This window comes from Agrococcus sp. SGAir0287 (genome assembly GCF_005484985.1).
Taxonomy (GTDB): Bacteria; Actinomycetota; Actinomycetes; order Actinomycetales; family Microbacteriaceae; genus Agrococcus.
Window position 1 is genome coordinate 2843229 of sequence record NZ_CP027942.1, and the last position, 23787, is coordinate 2867015.

Annotated in this window: 25 protein-coding genes; 9 read left to right on the top strand and 16 right to left on the bottom strand. The window is 73.6% G+C overall.

Annotated features, from left to right (window positions below; translation table 11 throughout):
- Positions 1 to 20: 20 nt before the first annotated feature.
- Positions 21 to 605 carry a CoA-binding protein gene (locus tag C1N71_RS13490; RefSeq protein ID WP_137756881.1) on the bottom strand — a complete coding sequence of 195 codons (585 nt, stop codon included), beginning with the start codon at positions 603 to 605 and terminating at the stop codon, positions 21 to 23.
- Positions 602 to 1894: an O-acetylhomoserine aminocarboxypropyltransferase/cysteine synthase family protein gene (locus C1N71_RS13495; RefSeq protein WP_137756882.1), complete on the bottom strand. Its 1293-nt coding sequence runs from the start codon at positions 1892 to 1894 to the stop codon at positions 602 to 604. Before C1N71_RS13495 ends, C1N71_RS13490 begins: the two co-directional genes overlap by 4 nt.
- 173 nt (positions 1895 to 2067) lie before the next feature.
- On the opposite strand from C1N71_RS13495, the gene C1N71_RS13500 reads away from it, so the two are divergent.
- Both C1N71_RS13500 and C1N71_RS13505 read left to right on the top strand, forming a co-directional pair.
- Complete coding sequence (locus C1N71_RS13500; RefSeq protein ID WP_137756883.1) at positions 2068 to 2319, top strand: hypothetical protein; 252 nt, start codon at positions 2068 to 2070, stop codon at positions 2317 to 2319.
- Between the two features lie 7 nt (positions 2320 to 2326).
- Positions 2327 to 3178, top strand: a complete 852-nt coding sequence (locus C1N71_RS13505; RefSeq protein ID WP_175414232.1) for an FHA domain-containing protein — start codon at positions 2327 to 2329, stop codon at positions 3176 to 3178.
- Between the two features lie 61 nt (positions 3179 to 3239).
- On the opposite strand, the gene C1N71_RS13510 is transcribed toward C1N71_RS13505, so the two are convergent.
- Positions 3240 to 3572, bottom strand: coding sequence for a DUF7882 family protein (locus C1N71_RS13510; protein ID WP_137756884.1), 333 nt, complete (start codon positions 3570 to 3572; stop codon positions 3240 to 3242).
- A 250-nt stretch (positions 3573 to 3822) separates the two neighbouring features.
- Between C1N71_RS13510 and C1N71_RS13515 the strand changes: the two genes are divergently transcribed.
- Positions 3823 to 4296: a MarR family winged helix-turn-helix transcriptional regulator gene (locus C1N71_RS13515; protein ID WP_137756885.1), complete on the top strand. Its 474-nt coding sequence runs from the start codon at positions 3823 to 3825 to the stop codon at positions 4294 to 4296.
- A 21-nt stretch (positions 4297 to 4317) separates the two neighbouring features.
- Here C1N71_RS13515 and C1N71_RS13520 read toward each other — a convergent pair whose 3' ends face one another.
- The 7 genes from C1N71_RS13520 to C1N71_RS13550 all read right to left on the bottom strand — a co-directional run bounded on the left by C1N71_RS13520 (position 4318) and on the right by C1N71_RS13550 (position 10292).
- On the bottom strand, positions 4318 to 4761 hold the full coding sequence (locus C1N71_RS13520; RefSeq protein WP_137756886.1) for a hypothetical protein: 444 nt from the start codon (positions 4759 to 4761) through the stop codon (positions 4318 to 4320).
- A gap of 103 nt (positions 4762 to 4864) precedes the next feature.
- Positions 4865 to 5071 carry a hypothetical protein gene (locus tag C1N71_RS13525; protein WP_137756887.1) on the bottom strand — a complete coding sequence of 69 codons (207 nt, stop codon included), beginning with the start codon at positions 5069 to 5071 and terminating at the stop codon, positions 4865 to 4867.
- 515 nt (positions 5072 to 5586) lie between these two features.
- Positions 5587 to 6159, bottom strand: coding sequence for a hypothetical protein (locus tag C1N71_RS13530; RefSeq protein ID WP_137756888.1), 573 nt, complete (start codon positions 6157 to 6159; stop codon positions 5587 to 5589).
- Between the two features lie 40 nt (positions 6160 to 6199).
- Entirely contained in the window at positions 6200 to 6784 is a 585-nt protein-coding gene (locus C1N71_RS13535) for a hypothetical protein (protein ID WP_137756889.1), read from the bottom strand.
- Positions 6785 to 6877: 93 nt separating this feature from the next.
- Positions 6878 to 7723 (bottom strand): transglutaminase family protein, encoded by an 846-nt coding sequence (locus C1N71_RS13540; RefSeq protein ID WP_137756890.1) that lies wholly within the window; start codon positions 7721 to 7723, stop codon positions 6878 to 6880.
- The gene (locus C1N71_RS13545) at positions 7720 to 8649 is read right to left on the bottom strand and encodes an alpha-E domain-containing protein (RefSeq protein ID WP_137756891.1); all 930 of its coding nucleotides are present in this window, start codon (positions 8647 to 8649) and stop codon (positions 7720 to 7722) included. Before C1N71_RS13545 ends, C1N71_RS13540 begins: the two co-directional genes overlap by 4 nt.
- Positions 8643 to 10292, bottom strand: coding sequence for a circularly permuted type 2 ATP-grasp protein (locus C1N71_RS13550; RefSeq protein WP_137756892.1), 1650 nt, complete (start codon positions 10290 to 10292; stop codon positions 8643 to 8645). The genes C1N71_RS13545 and C1N71_RS13550 overlap by 7 nt, the downstream gene beginning before the upstream one ends.
- A 227-nt stretch (positions 10293 to 10519) precedes the next feature.
- On the opposite strand from C1N71_RS13550, the gene C1N71_RS15060 reads away from it, so the two are divergent.
- The 3 genes from C1N71_RS15060 (at position 10520) to C1N71_RS13560 (ending at position 14302) form a co-directional block, all read left to right on the top strand.
- Entirely contained in the window at positions 10520 to 10660 is a 141-nt protein-coding gene (locus C1N71_RS15060) for a hypothetical protein (RefSeq protein WP_175414233.1), read from the top strand.
- The gene (locus tag C1N71_RS13555; RefSeq protein WP_137756893.1) at positions 10657 to 11187 is read left to right on the top strand and encodes a hypothetical protein; all 531 of its coding nucleotides are present in this window, start codon (positions 10657 to 10659) and stop codon (positions 11185 to 11187) included. The genes C1N71_RS15060 and C1N71_RS13555 overlap by 4 nt, the downstream gene beginning before the upstream one ends.
- A 67-nt stretch (positions 11188 to 11254) precedes the next feature.
- Positions 11255 to 14302, top strand: coding sequence for a hypothetical protein (locus tag C1N71_RS13560; protein WP_137756894.1), 3048 nt, complete (start codon positions 11255 to 11257; stop codon positions 14300 to 14302).
- Between the two features lie 25 nt (positions 14303 to 14327).
- Here C1N71_RS13560 and C1N71_RS13565 read toward each other — a convergent pair whose 3' ends face one another.
- Both C1N71_RS13565 and wrbA read right to left on the bottom strand, forming a co-directional pair.
- Positions 14328 to 15194, bottom strand: coding sequence for a hypothetical protein (locus C1N71_RS13565; RefSeq protein WP_137756895.1), 867 nt, complete (start codon positions 15192 to 15194; stop codon positions 14328 to 14330).
- A 78-nt stretch (positions 15195 to 15272) separates the two neighbouring features.
- Complete coding sequence (wrbA, locus tag C1N71_RS13570) at positions 15273 to 15872, bottom strand: NAD(P)H:quinone oxidoreductase (protein ID WP_137756896.1); 600 nt, start codon at positions 15870 to 15872, stop codon at positions 15273 to 15275.
- 123 nt (positions 15873 to 15995) lie between these two features.
- Between wrbA and C1N71_RS13575 the strand changes: the two genes are divergently transcribed.
- Together C1N71_RS13575 and C1N71_RS13580 are read left to right on the top strand one after the other, a co-directional pair.
- On the top strand, positions 15996 to 16754 hold the full coding sequence (locus C1N71_RS13575) for an inositol monophosphatase family protein (RefSeq protein ID WP_137756897.1): 759 nt from the start codon (positions 15996 to 15998) through the stop codon (positions 16752 to 16754).
- Between the two features lie 5 nt (positions 16755 to 16759).
- Positions 16760 to 17386, top strand: a complete 627-nt coding sequence (locus C1N71_RS13580) for a class I SAM-dependent methyltransferase (RefSeq protein ID WP_137756898.1) — start codon at positions 16760 to 16762, stop codon at positions 17384 to 17386.
- A 37-nt stretch (positions 17387 to 17423) separates the two neighbouring features.
- Here C1N71_RS13580 and C1N71_RS13585 read toward each other — a convergent pair whose 3' ends face one another.
- Positions 17424 to 18290 carry a sugar phosphate isomerase/epimerase family protein gene (locus C1N71_RS13585; protein ID WP_137756899.1) on the bottom strand — a complete coding sequence of 289 codons (867 nt, stop codon included), beginning with the start codon at positions 18288 to 18290 and terminating at the stop codon, positions 17424 to 17426.
- Between the two features lie 276 nt (positions 18291 to 18566).
- On the opposite strand from C1N71_RS13585, the gene C1N71_RS13590 reads away from it, so the two are divergent.
- A complete protein-coding gene (locus C1N71_RS13590; RefSeq protein ID WP_137756900.1) occupies positions 18567 to 19793 on the top strand; it encodes an alpha-hydroxy acid oxidase in 1227 nt (408 codons plus the stop codon).
- A 62-nt stretch (positions 19794 to 19855) separates the two neighbouring features.
- On the opposite strand, the gene C1N71_RS13595 is transcribed toward C1N71_RS13590, so the two are convergent.
- The 3 genes from C1N71_RS13595 to C1N71_RS13605 all read right to left on the bottom strand — a co-directional run bounded on the left by C1N71_RS13595 (position 19856) and on the right by C1N71_RS13605 (position 23701).
- Positions 19856 to 20665 (bottom strand): PepSY domain-containing protein, encoded by an 810-nt coding sequence (locus tag C1N71_RS13595; protein ID WP_137756901.1) that lies wholly within the window; start codon positions 20663 to 20665, stop codon positions 19856 to 19858.
- Positions 20666 to 21684: 1019 nt separating this feature from the next.
- Positions 21685 to 23031, bottom strand: coding sequence for a sensor histidine kinase (locus C1N71_RS13600; protein ID WP_254678016.1), 1347 nt, complete (start codon positions 23029 to 23031; stop codon positions 21685 to 21687).
- The gene (locus C1N71_RS13605; protein WP_137756902.1) at positions 23024 to 23701 is read right to left on the bottom strand and encodes a response regulator transcription factor; all 678 of its coding nucleotides are present in this window, start codon (positions 23699 to 23701) and stop codon (positions 23024 to 23026) included. Before C1N71_RS13605 ends, C1N71_RS13600 begins: the two co-directional genes overlap by 8 nt.
- Between the last annotated feature and the right edge of the window lie 86 nt (positions 23702 to 23787).

Below are 23787 nucleotides of genomic sequence, written 5' to 3' on the forward strand. Positions count from 1 at the left end.
GTCGATCCGCCGCCGACGCGTCAGCGCAGCGTGCGGCGCGAGCTGATCTGGCCCGTGTCGAAGCCCATGAGGTGCAGGCCGCCGTGGAAGCGAGCGTGCTCGACCTTGATGCAGCGGTCCATGACGACCGTGAGCCCCTTCGCCTCCGCGTCGTACGCGGCCTCCTCGTTCCAGATGCCCAGCTGCACCCAGATGGTGGAGGCGCCGATCGCCACGACCTCGTCGACGACCGACGGGATGTCGGACGCCTTCCGGAAGACGACCACGACGTCCGGTACGCCGGGCAGCGACCGCAGGTCGGGGTAGACCGGCTGCCCGAGGATCTCGGATGCGTTGGGATTCACGAACCAGAGCTCGTAGTCGCTCGACTGCTGCAGGTACGTGCCGACGAAGTACGACGAGCGCGTGGGGTTCGGCGAGGCGCCGACGATCGCGATCGTGCGCGCGCGACGCAGGATCGCCAGGCGCTCCTTCGCATCCGGCCCCACCCAGGTGCGCTGGCTGCGCAGCAGCCGCGCGAGCGGCGACGAGGCGGGGATCTGGCAGGTGAGGCCGTTCTGCAGCGTGACGAGCTCGGTGTCCGGCTGCGCGGTCGTGTCGGTCATCGGTCCTCCGTCGCGAGGCGCAGCGCCTGGTCGAGGTCGTGGATGATGTCGTCCGCATCCTCGAGGCCGACCGAGAGCCGCACGAGCCCGGGGCCGACGCCGGCCTCGACGAGCTGCTGCTCGGTGAGCTGCGCGTGGGTCGTGGATGCGGGATGGATGATGAGCGTCTTCGTGTCGCCGATGTTCGCGACGTGGCTCGCGAGGTCGACCGACTCGATGAGCCGCTGGCCCACGGCGCGGCCGCCGGCGACGTCGAACGAGAAGACCGAGCCGGGCCCCTTCGGCAGGTACCTCGCCGCACGCTCGTGGTGGGGATGCGACGGCAGGCCCGCCCAGTGCACGCGCTCGATGCGCGCATCCTGCTCGAGCCACTCGGCGACGATCCGTGCGTTGTCGACGTGCGCCTGCATCCGCAGCGGCAGGGTCTCGACGCCCTGCGCGAGCTGCGCCGCCGACTGCGCGGACAGCACGGGGCCGATGTCGCGCAGCTGCTCGGCGCGCAGCCGCGTGAGGAAGGCGTACTCGCCGAAGTTGCCGTTCCACGTGAGCCCGCCGTAGTGCGGCACGGGCTCGTCGAGCAGCGGGAAGCGGCCGTTGGCCCAGTCGAACCTGCCCGACTCGACGACGACGCCGCCGAGGGTCGTGCCGTGCCCGCCGAGGAACTTCGTCGCGGAGTGGACGACGATGTCGGCGCCCCACTCGATCGGCCGGTTGAGGTAGGGCGTCGCGATCGTCGCGTCGACGACGAGCGGCACGCCGGCCGCGTGCGCGACGTCCGCGAGGCCCTCGAGGTCGGCGACGGCGCCCGAGGGGTTCGAGACGGTCTCGACGAACACGAGCCGCGTGCGGTCGGTGATGGCAGCCGCGAAGTCCGCGGGGTCGTCGGAGGCGACGAACGTTGTCTCGACGCCGAAGCGGCGCAGGGTGACGTCGAGCTGCGTCACGGTGCCGCCGTACAGGCTCGACGCGGCGACGATGTGGTCGCCTGCGCCCGCGAGCGCGGCGAAGACGATGAACTCCGCGCCGAGCCCCGACGCCGTCGCGACGGCGCCGAGGCCGCCCTCGAGGCTCGCGATCCGCTCCTCGAACGACGCGACCGTCGGGTTCGACAGGCGCGAGTAGACGTTGCCGTACTTCTGCAGCGCGAAGCGTGCCGCGGCATCGGCGGTGTCGTCGAAGACGAACGCGGTGGACTGATGGATGGGGAGCGCGCGGGATCCGTGCACGGCGTCGGGAAGGTTGCCTGCGTGGATGGCGCGCGTACGGAACCCGTGCTCGCGATCGGCCATGCCTCCCAGGCTAGGCGCGCGGCGCGACGGCTCCCGCCGGCGGCGTCACGCGCCGTCACACGGAGTGCATCGCAGCGCATCCTCGACGCCTTGTACAGCCCTAGGCGCGACATCGCGATGCGGATGAGGATGCTCAGGCGAGGACAGATCCACCCCACGAGAGAGGTCTCCCCATGACCGACGCACACGAGACGCACGCGAAGGGGCCCGAGGGCGCCACGATCGCCGACTGGACCGACCTGGGCCGCGAGATGTGGTCGTACCTGACGGGTCGCAACGCCGTCGTCAACTACACGTTCGACGACATGCTCATCGAGGTGCCGCGCGACATCGGCCCCGACTCGCCGCGGGCGACGTGGCGCGTGCACGGCACGCTGCGCATCACGACGAGCGACGACGCCTCGGGCCACGCCGAGCAGCGCTGAGCGCATCGTGATCCGGTTCGACATCGACCTCTCGGTCGCGGAGCTGTCGGCGGATGGCGAGGGCACGGCCTTCGCCGCCACCGTCTCGGCCGCCGGGCGCGAGGTCGTCGTGACCGTCGACGACGCCTCCCGGCTGCCGCGACCCTCGGGCAGGCGCGCGCTGCGCGAGCTCGCGCCGCTCGCCGAGGACCTCGCGAAGCGCGGGGTCTCGGTGCGCATCGACGGCCCGGAGGGGACGCTCGTCTCGTTCGGCGACGTGAAGGCGAACGCGGTGCAGCGACTCGTGACGGGCTCGCATCACGTCGCGGTCGGCAGCCCCGCCGCGATCGCGCGCCTCGGCCGCGGCGAGCAGCTCGCGGACGTGTCGCTGCCGCCGTCGACGCTGCTGCCGATCGCGCCGACGCTCGCCAGGCGCATCCGTCGCCGCCCGACGACGACGCACGCGACCCCCGGCTCGGGACGACCGCGGCTCGTGTTCGCGGTCGGCACCGGTGCGTGGACGCCGGCCGTGCCCTACGAGTTCGACCTGCTGCCGGACCGCACGACGATCGGCTCGAGCGAGGACGCCGACCTGCGCCTCGAGGGCCTCGACCCCATCCACGCCGAGATCGAGCACCGCGGCGACGACGAGTACGTGCTGCACGCGCGCGGCGTCGTCGGCGGCGGCTCGGCCTCGCGCGACGAGGGCGAGCCCCAGCCGCGCGTGCTGCGCACGGGCGCCCGCATCGAGATGGGACCGTGGCGCCTCGCGTACGTGCGCGAGGAGTACGCCGACCACGGCCGGCCCTTCGGCGGCCGGCAGGGCGGCGAGCTGTCGTTCCAGCGCTGGCAGCCGCCGCGCCCGTCCGACCGGCCCTGACCCGATCCCTGCGTCCGACCCAGCGGACGCAGGGATCGCCTCGTCGTGCGCGTCAGCGCGCTCACACGCGCGGTGCGCGCCCGCCCTTGCCGATCGCGGCGGCCTCCTCCTCCGTCACGAGCACGAGCCCCTGCGCCGTGCCGGCGAGCGTCATCATCGCGTCGACCCACTGCGGGTTGAGGGGCGGCACGCGCGAGCCCGAGAACGTGAAGACGATCGGCACCGCGGGATGCACCCACAGCGAGACGCGACCCGACCCGTGCGCGAGGTCGACGTGCCACGAGATCGTGAAGCTCTCGTGGCGGCGCAGCTTCGCCGTTACGACCGCCCGCAGATGCTGCAGCATCCGGTCCTCGATCTCGTACGTCGACGTGCCGTAGGTCAGGCGCCCCATCGTGCGGAGCCCTCCTGCGCGCGAGCCTGGGCGATCGCCATCATGTCCTCTCCTCTGCGCCGGGATCGACGAGATAGTTGTGGATGGCAACTACTTTCCAGACGCGTGCCAGTCTATCGAGCACCACCGACAAAGGATTCGCGGGCCGCCCATCGCGGCGGATGGTTCAGCGACCGAAGCATCGCGAACCGCAACCCCCTGCGCATGCGGCCGCATCGGTGCATGCTGTCGAGACGGGAGGACGGAAGCCATGGGTACAGCCGAGACCGTCGCCGCCGCGCTCGAGGAGCTGCGGCTCGCGGAGGCGCGACTGGAGCGCAGGCGCGAGGCGCTGTCGGAGGCGAGCGCGATCGAGCGCTCGGTGCTGCGCCGCGTCTTCGAGCTCGACGACATCGACGAGCCGCCGACGCCCTCGGAGCTCGCGGAGCACGTCGGACTGTCGAGGCCGGCGATGTCCGTGATGCTGAAGCGCATGGACAAGGGCGGCCTCGTGTCGTTGCGCCCGCATCCCGACGACGGGCGCAGCAAGATCGTGCTGCCGCGCAGCCGCAACGACCACCTCGCCGGCGACGACGCGCTCACCGACGACATCCGCGAGGTCGCCGCGCGGCTCACGGAGGACGAGGCCGCCGTCGTGACCCGCTTCCTCGAGGAGCTGCGAGGCGTCGTCGACCGCAGCACGCCCGTCGAGCGCGAGGCCGTGCTGACGGCCGGCCCGGCCTGAGCCGGGCTCCAGCAGCCGCCGTCAGGCGGTGCCGGCCGCCTTCGCCACGAGCTCGCGCAGCCGTCGCTCGACGTCGTCCGTGACGTCGACGACCGCGAACGACGTCGCCCACATGGGTCCGTCGTCGAGCGCGGCGTCCTGCTGGAAGCCGACGGTGCCGTAGCGCGTGTCGAACTTCGAGGCCGGCTGGTAGAACACCACGACGTTCCCGCCGCGCGCGTACGAGGGGAAGCCGTACCAGGTCTTCGGTGCGAGGTCCGGCGCGACCTCGGTCACGATGCGGTGCAGCGCGGACGCCACCTGCTGGTCGGTGCCCTCGAGCGCGTCGATCGCCTCGACGCACGACTCGAGCTCCTTCGCGAGGCGCGCCGCGCCCTTGAGGCCCTTCGTCGAGCGCAGCTCCTCGGCGCGCTGCTGCATCGCGGCCCGCTCCTCGTCGCTGAACCCCGTCTTCGTGCTGCTCATGGAGGCGAGCGTACGCCTCCGCGCCGCACGCGAACGAGGGGCCGCCCGGCATGGGCGGCCCCTCGAGACGGGATGCGGGCTGCGGGGCCCGCGCGTGCGGCGGTCACCGCAGGGGTGCGGTGAGCGACTGCAGTCGCAGGGCGTCGCGCTCGCGACGATCCTGCGCGTCGGCGCGGAACGCGTCGTCCCGCGGCTCGGGGTGCTGCAGGGCGAGCTGCGCGAGCGCCTCGGCGAGCGCGAGCAGCGCCCGCCTGGCCCGCGACGCCGGCCGCCGGGCCGCGAGCCGCAGGGGCTGGGAGATGGTCGACATGGGTGGTGTCCTTCTGCGATGGCGCGCGGGCGCGCCGGAATGGGGGGAGGATGCATTCGCGAATGCGCGCGGAATCGTGCGCGAGAATGCGCGCTGGATTCCGCATGCACGGGAAAAAAATTGCGCGTGGAATCGCATTCGCGAATGCGCGTCGACGTCGAGCGGATGCGCTCGACGGCGTCAGAGGCGGTCACGCCGACGCGTGCTCCGCGACGCGCGGCTCACGGCGATGGCCGAGAGGCGGCAGGCGGGCGCTGCGTGGGCAGACGATGCACGATCGGCGCGACTCGAGACGAGCGCTGCCGGTGGTGCCGACGTGTCCGCGGTGTCAGTGCGTCCCGGAGACGAGGGCCGGGCCGATGCACGATGCGGTCATGAACATGGCAGCTCCTCTCTCGACGGGATTGCGGCAAGCGCCGTGGACGAGAGCGAGCATATCCATGGAATTCTTCCTCGCGCAAGTCGAATCGCGGAATTCGTCGCGAATGCTCCTCGCTGGCGCGAGGACGCTCTCGTCAGCGCGGCGCTGCACCCTCGACCCCGAGCCATCGCGCGCGCATCCGTCGCGCGACCCAGGGATGCACGACGGCGCCGACGAGCGCGCCTGCGAGGCCCAGCACCACGGCGAGCGCGATCGCCCACGGGACGTTCGACGCGCCGCCGAGCACCTGCAGCGCGGGCCAGGCGGCGGTCGTCGTGACGAGCCCGACCACGACCGTGCCGACCGTCGTGAGCGCGCACGCCGCCGCCGCGACCCCACCCGCCCGGGGCACGCGGCGGCGCAGCAGCAGCACCGATGCCACGACCCCGAGCACGAGGAGCACGAGCCCGACGAGGCCTGCGACGACGAGCGGCACCGCGACGCCCGACACCAGCTCCTCGACGGGGATGTCGTCGGCCGGACCCCACATGATCGTGAGGATGCCCACCCCGAGGCCGAGCGACAGCAGCACGGCGCTGACGAGCACGGCGAGGTTCATGAGCGACAGCCCGACGCCCAGCAGGGCACCCGCGACCACGCCGGCCCGGACGGCGCCGGCCCGCGCGGCGCGCGGCAGCGGTGGGAGCGGCGGCGCGGGCATCGTCATGGCCGGACGCTAGGGCATGCACCGCAGCGTCTGCTGACCATCATCGGGACGCGGTCTGCGCGTGGGCCCGCACAGTCCCGTCGTCGCCGTCGTCCCGCAGTCGCCGTGCGCGCATCCGCCGCACGACCCAGGCGTGCACGAGGGCGCCGACGAGCGCGCCGTCGAGTCCGAGGGCGCACGCCAGCACGATCGCCCACCGCATGCCGCCGATGCCCGTGAGGATCGGCAGCGTCGGCCACACGGCCGCCGTCGTCACGATGCCGGTCGCCGCGACGCCGAGGAGCGTGAGCACGCACGCTGCAGCGACCACCGGAGCCGGCGAGGGCACGTGGCGCGACAGCATCCACGCCGACACGAGCACGCCGATCGCGAGCAGGATCGCGCCCACGCCGGCCGCGGTGCGCAGCCGGGGGAGGGCGGCCTCGGCGAGCTCGGAGGGCGGCACGCCGTCGGCGGGCGCCGGCAGCACGGGCAGTCCCGTGTGGAGCCCGAGCGGCAGCACCACGAGCGCGACGAGCGCCGCGAGGTTGACGAGGGAGAGGCCGACGCCGAGCAGCGCGCCGGCGAACGCTCCGGCCCGCAACGCCTCCACGCGCACGGCACACGGCAGCGGTGGCGTCGACATGCCAGCACCGTACGACGTGCGCCGCACGCCATGCTGACCGCCGTCTGCGCCTCCGCTGCACGCCGCCGCCCGGCGCCGCACGTGGCCGAGCCCTCAGGACTCCTTCGTGATCTCCACCGTCACGAACAGCTCCGAGCCGCCGGCCCCGGCGTAGACGCCGCGCAGCGGAGCGACGTCGGCGTAGTCGCGGCCGTAGCCGATCTTCACGTGCCGCTCGCCGATGTCGATGAGGTTCGTGGGATCCCACGCGATCCAGTCGCCCGTGAACCACTCCACCCAGGCGTGGCTCTCGCCGACGACGGTCTCGCCGATCTGCGCGTCGGGCCTGGGGTGCAGATAGCCCGAGACGTAGCGCGCCGGGATGCCGACGGCGCGCAGCGCGCCGATCGTCACGTGCGCGATGTCCTGGCACACGCCCTTCCGCTTCGCCCATGCCTCGTGCGCATTCGTGTGCACATGCGTCACGCCCGACATGTACTGTATCTGCTCGCCGACGTAGCGGGCGATCGCCGCAGCTGCCTCGCCGGGCGTCTCCGTCTCCTCCACGATGCCCTTCGCGGACTCGACCAGGTCGTCGAGCGGCCGCGTGCGGTCGGTCTGGCCGAGCTGCTCGACGTGGCCCGTCGTGCGCCGCGACACCTTGCCGAGCTGCTCCCACGTGAAGTCGCGGCCGACCGTGAGCCGCGGCCGCACCTCCACGAGGCTCGTCGCCGTCAGCTGCAGCTCGGTGTGCGGCGACAGCACGTCGAACGACGTGACCTTCGTGCCCCAGTAGTCCTCGTAGGTGTTCACCGACGTCGAGGGACGCACGTCGAGGTTCGAGTAGATGACGAACTGGCCGTCGCTCGTCGACGGCAGCATCCGCGCCTCGTTGTACGACGCGACGGCGGGCGCCTTGTAGCGGTAGCCGGTCGTGTGCCGGATGCGGATGCGGCTCATGCCCGCTCCCCCACCCATGCCGGCAGGTTGTGCGTCGGGAAGTAGCGCTCGCGCACCGCCTGCGAGACCGTGCTCGTGGTCGTCTGCACCTGATCCATGACGCTCGCGAGGTTCTCGATGATCTCTCCGATGGGTCGGAACTCGAGCTCGGCACGCACCTGGCCGAGCATGCGCTGCGCGCTGTCGCCGTAGCCGACGCGCTCGTGCCGCGGCTCGATGTCGCGCAGGCACTGCTCGGCGCGCAGCACGCTGAACAGCACCGAGCGGGGGAAGAGGCGGTCGAGCAGCAGGAACTCGGCGGCGTTCGTCGACGACGGCACGCCGCGATAGGTGCGCAGGTACGCCTCGTACGCGCCGACGGAGCGCAGGATCGCCGTCCACGACGGGCTCGCGTCCTCGGTGAGCGCGCGCGTCGCGAGCAGGCGCGCCGTCATGTCGGCGCGCTCGAGGGAGCGGCCGAGCGTGAGGAACGACCAGGCGTCGTCGCGGCTCGCCGTCGAGTCGGCGATGCCGGTTGCGAGCGCAGCGCGCTCGCGCACCCAGCCGAAGAGCTCGTGCACCTTCTCGCCCGACACGCGCCTGGGCATCCCCGCGTGCGTCGTGTTGAGCACCTCCCACAGCTCGGTGGAGATGATCTCGCGGGCGCGGCGCGCGTTCTCGCGAGCGGCGTTCACCGAGTAGGCGATCGACGCCGTCTCCATGCGGTCGATCGCGAGCGACGTGATGACGTCGCCGCGGCGCAGCGTGCGCTCGGGCGGCGCGTCGTTGCCCATGACGCCGAGCAGGGCGCGGCACGCGGTGTCCTCGTCGACGAACGTGTCCTCGAGCAGCAGCTGCAGGTACACGTCGAGGATGCGGGCGGTGCCGTCGGCGCGCTCGATGTAGCGACCGATCCAGAACAGGCTCTCGGCGATGCGGCTCAGCATGCTCCACCTCCCTCGCTCGCGCGCTGCGACTGCTGCTGCTGCTCGGCCTGCCGGCTCGTGCCGGTGTCCTGCGGGCTCTGATCCTGGGGATGCTCGTGGCCGGCGATGATCGAGATCGGGCGCGTCATGGGCTCGCCCGAGCCGCCGAACTCGGCGTCGACGTCGGCGAGCGGCGCGGGCTCGCGCGGGTCGCCGAGCACCCAGGTGTCCTTCGAGCCGCCGCCCTGCGACGAGTTCACGACCAGCTGCCCCTCGGGCAGCGCCACGCGCGTGAGCCCGCCGGGCAGCACCCACACGTCGTGCCCGTCGTGCACCGCGAACGGGCGCAGGTCGACGTGGCGCGGCCGCATGCCGTCCTCGACGAGCGTCGGGATGGTCGACAGCTGCACGACCGGCTGCGCGATCCAGCCGCGCGGGTCGGCGATGAGCCGGTGCCGCAGCTCGTCGAGCTCCTCCTCGGTCGCATCCGGGCCCACGACGAGGCCCTTGCCGCCGGAGCCGTCGACGGGCTTCACGACGAGCTCGTGGAGCCGGTCGAGCACCTCCTCGAGCGCGCCCTCGTCCTCGAGCCGCCACGTGTCGACGTTCTTGAGGATCGGCTCCTCGTTCAGGTAGTAGCGGATGAGGTCGGGCACGTAGGTGTAGACGAGCTTGTCGTCGGCGATGCCGTTGCCGACCGCGTTCGCGATCGTCACGTTGCCCAGACGCGCGGCGAGCATGAGGCCGGGGCTGCCGAGCATCGAGTCGGGACGGAACTGCAGCGGGTCGAGGAAGTCGTCGTCGACGCGACGGTAGATGACGTCGACGCGCTGCGGCCCCTCGGTGGTGCGCATGTAGACGCGGCCGCCGCTCGTGAACAGGTCGCGGCCCTCGACGAGCTCCACGCCCATGAGGCGCGCGAGGAGCGTGTGCTCGAAGTACGCCGAGTTGTAGACGCCGGGCGTGAGCACGACGACCGTCGGGTCGTCGACGCCTGCCGGCGCGCTCAGGCGCAACGCATGCAGCAGCTTGTCGGGGTAGTCGCCGACGGGTCGCACGCGCATCGAGGCGAACATCTCGGGCAGCGTCTGCGCGATGACGCGGCGGTTCGAGATGACGTACGAGACGCCGCTGGGCACGCGCACGTTGTCCTCGAGCACCCGCCACTCGCCGTCCTGGTCGCGGATGAGGTCGATGCCGGAGACGTGGATGCGCACGCCGTTGGCCCCGACGACGCCCGCCGCCTGCCGATGGAAGTGCGTCGACGACGAGATGAGCGCCGCCGGGATGATGCCGTCCTCCACCGCGCGCTGCGGTCCGTACATGTCGGCGAGGAACGCCTCGAGCGCGAGGACGCGCTGCCGCACACCCGACTCGACGTGCGCCCAGTCCTCGCTCGTGATGACGCGCGGCACGGCGTCGAGCGGGAAGGGCCGCTCCTCGCCGGCGAAGTCGAAGGTGACGCCCTGCGCGAGGTACGAGCGCGCGAGCGCATCGGCGCGGCCGCGCAGCTCCTCCTGCGTCATCGCGCTGAGGGCCGCATGGATCTCGCGATACGGCGCCCTCGGGGTGCCGGACGCGTCGAACATCTCGTCCCACGGGGTGCCCTGGCGCTTCGGCGGATTCGCGAAGGGCTTGTCGTAGTCCTCGAACAGGTCGCCCATGTCGCGATCCTACGGGGGCTGCTGTTTCCGGCTCGTGACGAGGCGGGCGTGGTAGCGGCGGTCACCGCGCCTCGTGCTCGTGCGCGGCGTGCATCGCAGGCGCACGGCCGCGCGGGAGCGCGTCGCGCGCACGGATGCCGTCGGGATCGCATGCGGATGTGGCCGCGGAGCGCGAGGAGATCGCGAGGATGCACCCGTGGTCGCGGTCGGGCGCGCACGATCGGCGCATGGAACCGACATCGGAGCCCGTCGAATGGGCCGACGCCCCGGCCGCGTCCTCCTCCTTCGAGGTGCGCATCCCCGCCACCGGCAGCCGCATCCGCATCCGACGCCTCGGCGTCGCGTCGCAGGGGCAGGGCACGCGATGACCCTCACCGACCAGCTGCCGAGCCTTCGCCGCACGCTGCCGGATCCGATCGCCCTCGACGCGTGGCCCGAGGACACCCGGGCACGCATCGACGACGTCGTCGTCGGCGGCCTGTCGCTGCGCGCGGTCGTCGCCGTCACCGGCACCCCGTGCGTGCACGCGGGCGCCGCGGTGGTGCCCGGCACCGGCGGCGTGCCCTCGCCCGACCGCGTCGCCTCCGTCGTCGTCGCGATGGTCGTCGCGGTGACGTCGACGGAGGACCTCGTGGGCATCGCGCTCGACGTCGACGCGGGGGACGCCCCGCTCGACTGGGCCGAGACGCGGCTCGTGGGCCGCGCGTCGACGGCTCGCCGCCGCCGCTCCGCGGTCGTCCGCGACGGCCGCATCGTCGCGACCGCGCCGCTCGTCGCCGACGTCGCACCCGGCGACCTCCTGGCGATCCCGTGCGCGGGCAGCGTGCACGTGCGCGCCGGCGTGCTCGTGCCGGGGAGCGCCGAGCGCGTCGACTGGCTGCCCCTGCTGCGCTGACGCTCGGCGAACCTGCGGGGTGCACGTCCTACCGTGCTGGGAGGGACCGGCACGAGGAGGACCGACGATGGCGAACGACGAGCCGCAGGCGACCGACGACGACGGCCCCGCCTACGTCGCCCCCGTCGAGCTCGCCGAGCTGCCGGCCTTCGTCGACCGACTGGTCGGGCGGCTGATCGACGAGACGGCCGAGGAGCTCGTGGTCGACGGCGTCGAGCTCGAGCAGGCGCAGGGCGTGTGGCTGATGCCGACGGGCGCCTACGACCCGGGCGAGGACGATGCCGCCGCGCCGATCGCCGAGGCCGACCTCGCGCATCCCGCGAACGAGCACGTCGCGCAGGTGGCCGCATGGACGCAGGACGTGCGTCGCGTGCTGCGCGAGACGTGGGGCGATCCCGTCGTGCGGACGCCGCGCGTCGCGGGCGCCGAGGCCATGCCCGAGAGCATCCTCGACCACCTCCTCGTCTCGCTCCGGATCCCGGAGGCCGAGGTGTGGGATCGCGGCGTCATGCACTGCGCGCTCATCACGGGATGGGCCGGCGAGCCCGGCACGAGCATGCTGCGGCAGATCGCCGTGCTGCTGCCGCGCGACCTCGCGATGGGCGGCATGGCCGCCGTGCTCGACGACGAGGGGACGATCCACGACGGGATCATGCACGGCGAGCACGTCGTCGAGCTGCACCGCCGGGCATGGATCAGGAGCTCGCTCCTCGGCGTCGGCGAGGTGCGCCTGCGCGACACGGCGATCGGTGCGACGCGCTGCAGCGTGCACGCCGGCGACACCACGACCGTGTGGATCTTCGCCGACGACGGACGCGCGCTGCTCCTCGTGCACGATCCGACGAGCGACATCTCCGCGCGCGGGCCCCGGCAGCTCATCGACGACCTCGCCCGCGCGGACCAGGGCATCGTCGACGTGTACGCCGAGGACGACGACGCCGCGATGGACGCGGCGCTCGACGAGGCCCGCACCATCCTCTCGAGCCGCCTGCTCGCGGGGGTGCCGGCCGATCTGCGATCGCTCGTCGCGGCGCGCGGCGAGGATGCGAGCGGGCAGCCCGCGCCGCACGACCTCGCGTTCGTCGCCGCCGGTGCCGACGTCGTGCCGATCATCTCCGGTGCCGCATGGTTCGACGGCGAGCACTGGCACGTGCCCGCCTCCCTCACCGAGCTCGGCAGGCAGAACGGCTTCGGCCTCGACGACTTCGCCTTCGACACCGCGCTGCGCGTGCCGCACCGCCTGGGCGGCACCTTCACGGTCGACGACCTCGCCGCGGGCGACGACGAGCTCCGCGCGCGCCTCGAGCCGTGGTTCGCCGCATGCCCCTACCCCGAGCAGGCCCGCCCGACGGACGCCGGGCGCCTCGGCGCGGGTGTGCCGCCCGACGCCGACGTCCCCACGATCGTCGAGGACGTCGAGCGCGCGTCGACCGCGTGGTGGGAGCAGACGTCGCGCGGCGGCGACCAGCCCGACGAGCCGCTTCGCGTCGGCGGCATCCGCATGCGGCCCTCCGACGATCACGTGCAGTGGGCGTCGCTCGGCGTCGCCGACCCGTGGACCGTCGACGCGCTCGGAGCGTGGACGCGCCGGCTGCACGAGGCGATGGACGCCCGCTGGGGACCGGCGATCGCGATGGACGTGCGCGACCCGCGACTGTCCGCCGATCGCCGCACGCCGGTGTCCGTGCTCATGCGATCGATCGGCATCCGATCCGCGCCGCTGTGGTGGGTCGACGGCCATGCCGTGCTGCTGCTGCGGGGCCAGCCCGATCCGGAGTTCTCGGATCGGCCGCAGGCGATCCTGCTCCTCGCGAAGGCCGACGCGGTCTTCGAGCTCCTGCACGACCTCGACGCGTGGGGTCTGCGCAGGCGCCTGCGGATCCTCGACGTCCTCGCCACGCGCACGAGCGACGAGCCGGATCGACGCCCGGCGATCCGGTCGGTGCCCTGGGACGGTCCGGCGCTCGCGGGATCGACCCTCGTGCCCGCCGCGACGCAGGGCGTGCTGCGTACCGGCAGCCACACCTGGGCCTGGCATCTGACGCACAGGACGACGGGGCCGCGTGCGCTCCTCATGGCCTTCCCGACGGGCAGCGCGGACGCCGAGCCGGACGCGTTCGACAGCCACGCCGCGCTGCTCGCGAGCGTGCCCGCCGAGCTGCGCTCGCTCGTCGTGGACCGCGACGCCGACGGCCACTACCCCATCGTGCGCCGCCCGGCGGGGACGGCTCGGGACGGCGATCCGCTGCCCGAGGCGCGGACGATCCCGGCCGTCCAGTCGATCCACTGGCTCGACGGCATGGAGTGGCGGACGTCGGAGGCCGCGCTGCGCCGTGCGCGCGACGCCGGGCGTGCCGCCGCCGCAGGCATCGGGATCGCCACGGCCGACCCGCTCCGGATGCTGTGGGCGCCGGAGACGGGTGTGCCGCAGCTGCGCTGGGCGGTGAACGCCGGTGGCGGCTTCGGCGCCGAGATGCTGGCGAACGGGGGCTACGAGGGCTTCGTCGTCGACCGCCCCGTCGACCTCGAGATGGCGGAGGCGGCGATCGCGTCCCTCGGCGAGGTCCACGAGCGAGCGCTCGTCGGCTCGCTCGACGAGGTGCTCGACCTCATCGACGGGCTCGGCGGCCACCGAGCGCTGCGATCCCTCCTCGACCTCGCCGTCGGCAACCCCGACCCCGACCAGCGCCTCGCGATCGCGCTGTGGCTGCTCGAGCGCGGCGTCGACGCCTCCGTGCCGCTGTCGCCGCACACGCCGCTCAACGTGCTGATGGCGAATCCCACGCTCCGGTCGGAGGATGCGGACCTCGTCGCCGCGCTGCTGCGGGCGGGCGCCGTGCCCGGTCTCGGCCCGGCGCGTTCGACCGTCGACGCGCATCCGCTCGTGCAGCTCGCCGCGCGCGACCTCGACGACGACGCGGTGGCGGTGCTCACGGACGCGTGGCTCAGCGCCGTCGAGGACGTGTCGGCGATGGACGTGCCGGGGCATGCGCTCCTCGCCGAGGCCTTCCGTGCGGCGGGCGAGCGCGTCGGACGTCCGCGGACGAGGATCGCGGACGAGCTCGATGGGATCGAGCGGGACGCGAGAGCGCGGGCGGCCGAGGCCGGTCGCTGACGCGCGAGGCGTCGCGCGCCGCGCGTCAGCCGATGCGCGCCTCGAGGCCGATGCGGTCGCCCGCCTCGAGCCGCACGTCCGTCACCCGCACGCCGGCGGGCAGCTGCCCGGCGAGGTCGATGGGCTCCTTCGTCCTCGCCTCGACCTTCCCGCGCACCGTCGCGAGGAGCCCCGCGACGATGACGTTCGACGATGTGATGCGCAGGTCCTCGACGTGCAGCCGCAGCGCGTCGTCGATGCGCAGCGTGGCGGATGCGCTCGCCGGCGCGCCGAGGAAGCCCTTCCTCACGCGCGCATCCACCTCGGCGGCGACCTCGCGGGGTCCTTCGGAGCGCAGCCGCACGTCGAGGTCGGCGATCGTGACGCCGAGCTCGGCGAGCGAGGTCTCGGCGGCGCGTCGCACGGCCTCGACCGTCTCGGCGAGCGGCGCTTCGACGCGCAGGTGCCCGCGCATCGGATGCGCGTCGTCGGGCGCGACCGTGTCGAGCCCGACCGTGCCGTCGGCGGGCACCTCCACCCACGCGAGCCGCGCTCCCTCGAGCGTGAGGCCGAGGTCGACCGGCACGCCCTCGACGTGCACGGGATGCGCGCGCACGGTGAGCGAGCGCAGGTCGCCGTGCTCGACGACGCGCACGGCGCCGGCGCGCGTCGGCAGCAGCTCGGACGCTGCGGACTCCTCGCCGAGCAGTCCGTCGATCGTCACGCCCGTGGCATCGACGTCGATCGTCACGTCGGCGCCGTCGACGTCGGCGCGCATCCCGTCGAAGATCCCCTCGATGGCGGGGCGCAGCCGCTCGCCCGCGTCGGCGAGGCTCGCGGCGCGCATGCGCGCGACGAGGTCGACGCCGGTGGCCGGTCGAGGGGCGGGGCCGAGGGTCAGGTGCTCGCTCATCGCGAGCCAGGCTAGCCGGGCCGCTCGCACGCGAGCCGTGGAGCGCACGGGGCGCTCCACGGCTCGGGGTGGGTGCGCTCAGCCGACGAGGCGCGCGCCGATCTCGGCGAGGCGCCGACCCTGGTAGCGGGCGGCGGCGAGCACCGCGTCCGTCGGCGGCTGGCCGTCGGTGCCCGTCGCGTGACCCGTGCCGTACGGGTTGCCGCCCGCCGCGTACAGCAGGTCGTCGGTGTAGCCGGGAGGCACGATGACGCTGCCCCAGTGGTAGAAGACGTTGTTCAGGGCGAGGATCGTCGACTCGATGCCGCCGTGCTGGTTCATCGCGCTCGTCCAGCTCGTCACGGCCTTGCCCGCCATGACGCCCTTGCTCCACGGCCCCGATGCGGAGTCGAGGAACTGCTTCAGCTGCGCGGCCGGCAGGCCGAACCGCGTGGGCGTGCCGAAGGCGTACGCGTCCGCCCACTCGAGGTCGGCGAGCGTCGCCTCCTCGACGGTCGGCGTGACCTCGTCGACGTGGCTGCGCCAGGCGGGATTCGAGTCGATGGCGGCGTCGGGCGCGAGCTCGGCGACGCGACGCAGGCGCACCTCGGCGCCCGCCTCCTCGGCGCCGGCCTGGACGGCCTGGGCGATGGCGTGGTTCGTCCCCGTGGACGAGTAGTAGATGACGGCGACCTTCATGCGAGGCGCTCCCTTCCGTGTGCGCCCTCCACGCTGCTCGACGACGCGCGCGGCGTCGACGGCTTGCGCGTCGGCCGTGGCGCTGGCAGGGATGCGCGCGGCGACGACGCCTAGGCTGGCCGCGTGACCGACGCCGACCTCGCCATCCGACTCGTCCGCGACGCGGGGGCGCTCGCTGCGAGGATGCGCGCCGAGGGGCTGGAGACGGAGTTCAAGACGTCGATCTCCGACGTCGTCACCGCGGCCGACCGTGCCGCCGAGTCGCTCGTGCTCGAGTGCATCCGCGCCGAGCGCCCGCACGACGGCGTGCTCGGCGAGGAGGGTGCTGCCGTGGCGAGCGCATCCGGTCGTCGCTGGGTCGTCGACCCCGTCGACGGCACCTACAACTTCCTCTCCGGCCTCGCCTACTGGTGCAGCGCGATCGCGCTCGAGGACGACGAGGGCGTCGTCCTCGGCGCCGTGCACCAGCCGATCACCGGCGAGACCTGGCTGGGCGGGCGCGACCTGCCGACGACGCTCGACGGCGTGCCCGTCGCGCCGCTCGAGGATCGCCCGCTCGCCGAGGTGAGCGTCGCGACCTACGTGCATCCCACGACGCTCGACGACCCGGACGTCGCCGAGCCCTGGCACGCCATCGTCGGCGGCGCGGCGACCGTGCGCATCCTCGGATCCGGCTCGTGCGACCTCGCGGGCGTCGCGGGCGGCCGCGTGGGCGTGTGGGCGCAGCACTCCACCGCCGAGTGGGACTGGCTGCCCGGCAAGGCCCTCGTCGACGCGGCCGGCGGACGCACCGAGGTCGTCGAGCATCGCGGGCATCGCTGGCACGTCGCCGGCAACCGGCAGGCGGTGGGCGAGCTGCTCGAGCTGCTGCGCGCATCCTGACGCCGATGCACGAGCCCGCGGCCTACGACGCCGTCGCCGACGCGTACGACCGGCTGCTGCCCGCCCTCGACGCCGAGCACCCGCAGGACGTCGTGTTGCTCGAGGCGTTCGCGGATGCGGCGGCCGCCGCCGGCGGGGACGTCGTCGACGTCGGATGCGGCACGGGCCGGGTCGCGCGCTGGCTCGCCCAGCGCGACCTCGCGGTGCTCGGCGTCGACCCGTCGCCCGCGATGCTCGCCATCGCGCGCGCGGCGCAGCCCAGCGCATCCTTCGCGCTCGGCACGGCCACGAGCGTGCCGGCGCCCGCAGCGTCGGCGGCCGGCGTGCTCGCCTGGTACTCGCTGATCCACGTGCCCGCGAGCGAGCTCGACGCCGCCGTCGCCGAGCTCGCTCGCGTCGTGCGCTCGGGCGGCGTCGTGCTCGCCGCGGCGCAGTCGGGCTCGGGGATGCGCACGATCGTCGGCGCGTACGGCACGGCGGCGACGCTCACGGCGTGGGCGCACGACGCATCCACCCTCGCCGCTGCGGCCGAGCGCGCCGGGCTCGCGATCGAGGCGAGCGTCGAACGACCCCGCGAGGGCCGCGAGCGCATGCCGCAGGCGTTCGTGCTCGCCCGCCGCCCGCTGCGCTGACGCCCGCGACTCGCGTGCCCCGTCGCGCTCGGCCCGGTCAGTGCAGCGCGAGCGTCTCGACGGCTCGGATGCGGTCGCCGATGACGCGCCGCGCGTGCGCCGCGAGGTCGGCGGAGTCGTCCCAGAGGTTGCGCCAGATGCCGAGGGTGTTCGACAGGGAGGGCGAGACGACCGCGCTCGAGAACGACTCGAACACGACGGGGCCGTCGTAGCCGATGCGGGCGAGGCCGCGGAAGACGCCGTCGAGGTCGACGGTGCCCGTGCCCAGGTAGCCGCGGTGGCTCTCGCCGATGTGCACGTACCGCAGTCGCTCGGCGGCGTCGAGGATCGGCTCGACCATCCCCGACTCCTCGATGTGCATGTGGTACGTGTCGAGGTGCAGGTGCACGTTGTCGTGGCCGATCTCGTCGAGGAAGGCGAGGCCCGCACGCGCGGTGTTGATGACGTTCGTCTCGTAGCGGTTCACGACCTCGAGCGCGAGGGTGACGCCCATCGTCTCGGCGCGTGCGCCGAGGCGGGCGAGCGCCGCCGCGGATCGCGCGCGACCCTCGGGCGTGACGGGCGCCATGTGCTTCTGCATCGCGCCGTAGATGACGCCGCAGAGGTAGCCGCCGCCGGCCTCGGCTGTGACGTCGAGCGCGCGCTCGAGCAGCGCCTCCCCGGCCCGCGACTGCTCGGCCGTGCCCGCGAGGTCGGTGTCCGCCGAGAGCCCGAGCGACGCGTGCATCGCGATGCCGTGGTCGTCGAGGATGCGGCGCACGAGCGCGCCGTCGAACGCGTACGGATCCATGAGCGGCAGCTCGAGCAGGTCGTAGCCCGCCTGCTGCGCGCCGCGGATCGCGGTGACGAGGCCCGACTCGTCGAACTCACCCGTGAACACGAGGCCGTGGACGCCGATCTGCATGCTGCGACTCCTTCGTCGATGCACGGGTGCGCCCGGTGCGGCGTCCACCCCTGGCGTGACTGTACGCACTCCGAAACGTTCCAGGCAAGGATCGAAAGCACATCGGTTGCGTTCGAAAGCGCCGACGCGGCATGCTTGCGATCGAGGCGGCTCGGCGACGCGGCGCCGACGGCATCATGGAGACGGATGCCGACGCGCCGGTCGGGACCACCGCGTGCAGCGCCGTCGCTGCGCGCGGACGACCGTTCGCATCGTCGCAGCGCACCGAGGAGCACCATGGCCACCCGCGAGTCACCCATCCAGATGGTCCGGAAGATGATCGACCTCTCGACCATCACGAACCCCGCCGAGACTCGCCTGCGCAAGGCGTCGAACATCTGGGACCTGCGCGCGATCGCGAAGCGCCGCACGCCGAAGGGGCCGTTCGACTACACCGATGGCGCCGCCGAGGACGAGGTCGGCATCGCGCGGGCCCGCCAGGCCTTCCAGGACATCGAGCTGCATCCGACCGTGCTCGAGGACGTCACGCGCGTCTCGACCGGCTGGGACGTGCTCGGCACGCGCTCCGCGTATCCCCTCGCGATCGCCCCGACCGGCTTCACGCGCCTCATGCATACCGCGGGCGAGCGAGCCGGCGCACGCTCGGCGCACGCGTACGGCATCCCCTTCACCCTCTCGACGCTCGGCACCACGTCGATCGAGGACGTGCGGTCGGCCGTGCCGCAGGGGCGGCTGTGGATGCAGCTCTACATGATGAAGGATCGGTCGCGGTCGATCGAGCTCGTGCACCGGGCGAAGGCCGCCGGCTACGACGCGCTGCACATCACGGTCGACACGCCCGTCGCCGGCGCGCGGCACCGCGACCGCCGCAACGGCATGCAGTTCCCGCCGCGGCTGACCCCGACGGCGATGCTCGACGCGGCGCCGAAGGTCGAGTGGTGGTGGTCGTTCCTCACGTCCGACCCCATCGAGTTCGCCGCGATCTCGGAGTGGGACGGCACGGTCGCCGAGCTGCTCGACACGATGTTCGACCCGTCGGTGGACTACGAGGCGCTCGCCGAGGTGCGCGCGGCCTGGGATGGGCCGATCGTCGTGAAGGGCGTGCAGTCGCTCGACGATGCGAAGCGCCTCGCGAGCCTCGGCGTCGACGCCATCACGTTGTCGAACCACGGCGGCAGGCAGCTCGACCGCGCCCCCGTGCCCTTCCTGCTGCTGCCGGAGGTGGTGCGCGAGGTGGGCGGCGACGTCGAGGTGCACCTCGACACCGGGATCATGTCGGGCACCGACATCGTCGCCGCCGTCGCCCTCGGCGCCCGCTCGACGATGGTCGGCCGCGCCTACCTGTACGGCCTCATGGCCGGCGGCCAGGCCGGCGTCAACCGTGCCCTCGCGATCCTCACCGACGAGATCGCCCGCACCATGCGGCTGCTCGGCGTCTGCGCGCTCGAGGAGCTCGGCCCGCAGCACGTCACCCAGCTCGAGCGCCTCCGCCCGCGCCGCTGACGCGCACGCGACGAGGGCCCGCGACCATCCGGTCGCGGGCCCTCGTGCCGTGGGTCGGCGGATCAGTCGTCGATCGAGACGACCGAGAGGTCGTCGGCGAGCTCGACGTCGACGTCCTGGTCGCCGCCGATCTCGACGCGCACCTCGTAGGCGTGACTGTCGTCGTCCTCGGCCTCGATCTTGTCGACCGTGCCGCCGCCGGTCGCCGCGAGCGCCGCGTCGACGATGTCGGACAGGCGCGAGACGTCGATGAGGGCCGAGCCGCGGCTGTCGTCGTCGTCCTGCTGCACGATCGACTCGCGACCGTCGGCGAAGACGCGGACCTCGACCTCGGTGCCGTCGGCGAGCAGCACGTCGACCTTCCAGCCGTCGCGCTCGACCTCGACCTCCGTCGCACCCTGGCCGCCCGCGGCGTCGACGGCGGCGTCGATCGCACCGGCGAGGCCGGATGCCGTCGCGAGGTCGGCGGGGTTCGCGGGTGCCGCGGGGCCGGAGCCGTCGTCGGAGCCGCCCTGGTCGTCGCCGCCGCGGTCGTCGTCGGCGCCCGGGCCGCCGGTCGACGGCGTCGTGGGCGCGGGTGCCGTGACGCTCGGCTGCGCCGTCGGCTGGTCGTTCGCGTCGTCGAGCGCGTCGGCGACCGTGAGGCCCACGCCGGCCACGGCCAGCACGGCGACCGCGGCGCCGGCGCCGATGAGCACGGGCTTGAGGATGCCGCGGCCGCGGCGCGGGGTCGCCTCGGCGGCGGCAGGGTTCGCGACGGGCTGCTGGGCGGTGGGCGCCTCGGCCCCGGTGGGCTGCGCTACCGGGTGCTGCGGCGTGGGGTCGTTCGCGTCGATCGGCTGCTGCGGATCGCGGGGCGTCTGCTCGTTCATGGGTCCCACCTTCGCGGTGCCGCGCTGACGCGAGGTTGAACGATGCTGAACGGCTGTTCAGGAGTGCGGATGCGGCAGGCGACCACCCGTTCGCCCCCACCGAGCCGAGGAGTCCGCGTCGCGTCCAGTGCAGCATCCCGGACCGCCCCCTCCCGACTGGGGCCGCCTCCAAGATCGCTCCCTCCCCCACCGGGGCCGCCTCCAAGACCGCTCCCTGAGGTGCGAGCCCGAAGGGCGAGCCTCGAAGGCTGCACCCTCGCACGACCCCTCGGCGCGGCTCCTTTCGAGGCTCGCTGCGCTCGCACCTCGAGGAGCGGTCACGGAAGCGGAGCCGCCTCTCCGACCGCGCGCGCCTTGCCCGCACAAGGAGCGGTCATGGGAGCGAGCCGACACCTCCACCGCGCCCCTCCATTCGGCGGCCGCCCCCAAGACCGCTCCCTGAGGTGCGAGCCCGAAGGGCGAGCCTCGAAGGGTGCACCCTCGCACGACCCCTCGGCGCGGCTCCTTTCGAGGCTCGCTGCGCTCGCACCTCGAGGAGCGGTCACGGGAGCGGAGCCGCCTCTCCGACCGCGCGCGCCTTGCCCGCACAGGGAGCGGTCATGGGAGCGAGCCGACACCTCCACCGCGCCCCTCCATTCGGCGGCCGCCTCCAAGACCGCTCCCTGAGGTGCGAGCCCGAAGGGCGAGCCTCGAAGGGTGCACCCTCGCACGACCGCTCCGCAGGGGCTCCTTTCGAGGCTCGCTGCGCTCGCACCTCAAGGAGCGGTCACGGGAGCGGAGCCGCCTCTCCGACAGCGCGCGCCTTGCCCGCACAAGGAGCGGTCATGGGAGCGAGCCGACACCTCCACCGCGCCCCTCCGTTCGGCGGCCGCCTCCAAGACCGCTCCCTGAGGTGCGAGCCCGAAGGGCGAGCCTCGAAGGGTGCATCCTCGCACGACCACTCGGCGCGGCTCCTTTCGAGGCTCGCTGCGCTCGCACCTCGAGGAGCGGTCACGGGAGCGGAGCCGCCTCTCCGACCCTCAGGACGCCGGCAGCTCGAGCACGAATCGGGCGCCGCCGATCGGCGCGTCGGCGATCCACGCGTCGCCGCCGTGGGCGCGCGCGACCTCGCGCACGATCGCGAGGCCGAGGCCCGAGCCGCCGTCGTCGCGGGCGCGCGCCTCGTCGAGCCGCACGAATCGCTCGAAGACGCGCTCGCGCTCGCTCGCCGCGATGCCGGCGCCGTCGTCGTCGACCCACATCATCGCGCGCCCGTCGCGCACGACCGACCCGAGCGCGATGCGCGTCGACGCGTGCCGCATGGCGTTGTCGACGAGGTTGCGCAGCGCGCGAGAGAGCAGCCGCGCATCGCCTGCCACGGCCGCGGCGCGGATCGCGGAGCCGTCGACCGTGCGCCCGAGCGCACGCACGCGCTCGACCTCGGCGTGCGCGAGGTCGTCGAGGTCGATGGAGCGCGACGCGGCGCCGCCATGCTCGTCGAGCCTGGCGAGCAGCAGCAGGCCCTCGACGATGCCGTGCATCCGCTCGCCCTCGCCCAGCACGACGTCGGCGAGCTCGCTCGCGGACGTCGCATCGGGATGCGCACGCGAGAGCTCGGCGAACTGCCGCATCGTCGCGAGCGGCGAGCGCAGCTCGTGCGAGGCGTCCGACACGAACCGCTGCCGCGCGCGCACGCCGCCGTCGACGCGCGCGAGCATGCGGTTCATCGTCGCCGCGAGCCGGTCGACCTCGTCGCCGGATCCGGTCGTCGGCACGCGCATGTCGAGTCCGCCGGCGTCGATCGCGTCGACGCGTGCGCGGATGCGGTCGACGGGTGCGAGCGCGCGCTCCACGACGATCCACACGACGGTGCCGACGAGCACGAGCCCGAGCGGCACTGCGACCGCGAGCAGCACGGCCGTGGTGCGCACGGCGTCGTCGGCCTCCTGCAACGACCGCCCGACGACGATCGTGCCCTGCGACGTCTCGGCCGCGACGACGACGACGTGGAGGCCGTCGACGCGCGCCTCGATGGGCTCGGCGGTCGGCGGCACGGGCAGCAGCGACGCGTCCGCTGCGTTCACCGTGATGCCCGTCGGTGCGCGTAGCGCCACGAGCACGTCGTCGTCGCGCGCGACGAGCGCGGCGGTCTGGATCGTGCCGGCGTCGACGCCCTCCGCGAGGGCGGCGAGCTCGTCGGCGAGCTGCTCGGCGACGGATGCGCGCAGGCGCTGCTCGAGCGTCCACACCATCGCGACCGCGCCGACGCCGAAGGCGACCGTCACGACTGCGAGCGCCGCCGCGGTGATGCGCAGCCGGATCGACGCGCGCCGACGCCCGCGCTCGGGCGCCGACGCGACAGGATCGCTCGCCGAGGCCTCAGCCACCGTCGGCCGCCAGCCGGTAGCCGGCGCCGCGCACCGTCTGGATCGCGTCGCGCCCGAACGGCCGATCGACCTTGCGGCGGATGCGGCCGACGTACACCTCGACGATGTTCGGATCGCCGTCGAAGTCCTCGCTCCAGACGTCGTCGAGCACCTCGGTCTTCGTCACCGCCTCGCCCTTGCGGCGCATGAGCAGCTCGAGCACCGCGAGCTCGCGCGCCGTCAGCTCGACCTCCGTCTCCCCGCGGTGCACGGTGCGCGCCGCAGGGTCGAGCCGCAGGTCGCCGGCCTCGAGCACGACGGGCCGCTCGCGGCCGCCGCGGCGCACGAGGGCGCGGATGCGGGCGACGAGCACGGGGAACGAGAAGGGCTTCGTGAGCCAGTCGTCGCCGCCGGTGTCGAGGCCCTCGACCTCGTCCCACTCCCCGTCCTTGGCGGTGAGGAAGAGCACCGGCGTCCAGATGCCCTCGGCGCGCATGGTCTGGCACACGCGATAGCCCGACATCCCGGGCATCATGACGTCGAGCAGCACGACGTCGTACGAGAACTCGCGCACGCGCCACAGGCCGTCGACGCCGTGGTGGGCGACGTCGACCGTCATCCCCTCGGCCTCGAGCCCACGGCGCACGCCGTCGGCGAGCCGCACCTCGTCGTCGACCAGCAGCACCCGCACGACTCGATCCTGGCGCGGCCGCGCTGACGCGGCGCTGAACGACCCGCGCGTCCTCGTCTGCCACCCGACCTCCTCCGCTCGATTGG

Excerpts from the sequence above, each read along its gene's own strand:
- C1N71_RS13490 (WP_137756881.1), bottom strand. The coding sequence starts at position 605 with ATGACCGACACGACCGCGCAGCCGGACACCGAGCTCGTCACGCTGCAG.
- C1N71_RS13495 (WP_137756882.1), bottom strand. The coding sequence starts at position 1,894 with ATGGCCGATCGCGAGCACGGGTTCCGTACGCGCGCCATCCACGCAGGC.
- C1N71_RS13500 (WP_137756883.1), top strand. The coding sequence starts at position 2,068 with ATGACCGACGCACACGAGACGCACGCGAAGGGGCCCGAGGGCGCCACG.
- C1N71_RS13510 (WP_137756884.1), bottom strand. The coding sequence starts at position 3,572 with ATGGGGCGCCTGACCTACGGCACGTCGACGTACGAGATCGAGGACCGG.
- C1N71_RS13515 (WP_137756885.1), top strand. The coding sequence starts at position 3,823 with ATGGGTACAGCCGAGACCGTCGCCGCCGCGCTCGAGGAGCTGCGGCTC.
- C1N71_RS13520 (WP_137756886.1), bottom strand. The coding sequence starts at position 4,761 with ATGAGCAGCACGAAGACGGGGTTCAGCGACGAGGAGCGGGCCGCGATG.
- C1N71_RS13525 (WP_137756887.1), bottom strand. The coding sequence starts at position 5,071 with ATGTCGACCATCTCCCAGCCCCTGCGGCTCGCGGCCCGGCGGCCGGCG.
- C1N71_RS13530 (WP_137756888.1), bottom strand. The coding sequence starts at position 6,159 with ATGACGATGCCCGCGCCGCCGCTCCCACCGCTGCCGCGCGCCGCGCGG.
- C1N71_RS13535 (WP_137756889.1), bottom strand. The coding sequence starts at position 6,784 with ATGTCGACGCCACCGCTGCCGTGTGCCGTGCGCGTGGAGGCGTTGCGG.
- C1N71_RS13540 (WP_137756890.1), bottom strand. The coding sequence starts at position 7,723 with ATGAGCCGCATCCGCATCCGGCACACGACCGGCTACCGCTACAAGGCG.
- C1N71_RS13545 (WP_137756891.1), bottom strand. The coding sequence starts at position 8,649 with ATGCTGAGCCGCATCGCCGAGAGCCTGTTCTGGATCGGTCGCTACATC.
- C1N71_RS13550 (WP_137756892.1), bottom strand. The coding sequence starts at position 10,292 with ATGGGCGACCTGTTCGAGGACTACGACAAGCCCTTCGCGAATCCGCCG.
- C1N71_RS15060 (WP_175414233.1), top strand. The coding sequence starts at position 10,520 with ATGGAACCGACATCGGAGCCCGTCGAATGGGCCGACGCCCCGGCCGCG.
- C1N71_RS13555 (WP_137756893.1), top strand. The coding sequence starts at position 10,657 with ATGACCCTCACCGACCAGCTGCCGAGCCTTCGCCGCACGCTGCCGGAT.
- C1N71_RS13560 (WP_137756894.1), top strand. The coding sequence starts at position 11,255 with ATGGCGAACGACGAGCCGCAGGCGACCGACGACGACGGCCCCGCCTAC.
- C1N71_RS13565 (WP_137756895.1), bottom strand. The coding sequence starts at position 15,194 with ATGAGCGAGCACCTGACCCTCGGCCCCGCCCCTCGACCGGCCACCGGC.
- wrbA (WP_137756896.1), bottom strand. The coding sequence starts at position 15,872 with ATGAAGGTCGCCGTCATCTACTACTCGTCCACGGGGACGAACCACGCC.
- C1N71_RS13580 (WP_137756898.1), top strand. The coding sequence starts at position 16,760 with ATGCACGAGCCCGCGGCCTACGACGCCGTCGCCGACGCGTACGACCGG.
- C1N71_RS13585 (WP_137756899.1), bottom strand. The coding sequence starts at position 18,290 with ATGCAGATCGGCGTCCACGGCCTCGTGTTCACGGGTGAGTTCGACGAG.
- C1N71_RS13590 (WP_137756900.1), top strand. The coding sequence starts at position 18,567 with ATGGCCACCCGCGAGTCACCCATCCAGATGGTCCGGAAGATGATCGAC.
- C1N71_RS13595 (WP_137756901.1), bottom strand. The coding sequence starts at position 20,665 with ATGAACGAGCAGACGCCCCGCGATCCGCAGCAGCCGATCGACGCGAAC.